Below are 705 nucleotides of genomic sequence, written 5' to 3' on the forward strand. Positions count from 1 at the left end.
ATAATATACCTATTAATATTGATGAAATTAATAAGCATGATGTATGCACTATGCTTATCCCAAATTGTATGAATAGTATATGTATTATTGATGGACAACATCGTATTTATGCTCATTATGAAGGTTTGGAAACAGATAGTGATGAGTCTAAAATATCACAGTTAAGAAAAGAGTTACACTTATTAGTTACGGGTCTTATTTTTCCAAAAGGTATGTCAGATACTCAAAAAATAAAGATACAGAGTGAAATATTTTTAGATATTAATTCTAATGCTAAACCAGTATCTCAAGATGTATTACTACATATTCAAATGGTTAAAGATCCTATTTCGGATTTTGGTTTATCTAGGTCAATCATTGATCTCCTAAATAAAAAAAGTATTTTTCTAAATAAATTTGAAATGTCATTATTGGATGAAAATAAAATTAAAATTGCGTCAATAATTAAATTTGCGTTGCGTTATTTAATAACTTTAGACCCCAAGGATGGTAGAAAAAATCTATTCTTTCACTGGGATGGCGATAAAGAGGCACTAAAAAAAATGGATGATGCAACCTTGGATAAGTATAAAAAATTTTGTGTAGAAAAAATCTCAACATATTTTGAGGCAATAAGGAAACATTTCAATAGTGAATGGCATGATCCTAAATCTAAGATATTATCTGTAACATCTATAAATGGGTTTATTATGAGCTATCTTACAC

General features: G+C 27.7%; 1 protein-coding gene. It reads left to right on the top strand.

Annotation, left to right across the window (positions count from 1 at the left end):
• On the top strand, positions 1-705 hold a 705-nt coding region (locus F3G86_RS10600; RefSeq protein WP_223228601.1), incomplete at both ends, for a ParB N-terminal domain-containing protein.

Origin of the sequence: Campylobacter concisus (genome assembly GCF_902460595.1) — a bacterium.
GTDB classification, from domain to species: Bacteria; Campylobacterota; Campylobacteria; order Campylobacterales; family Campylobacteraceae; genus Campylobacter_A; species Campylobacter_A concisus_BL.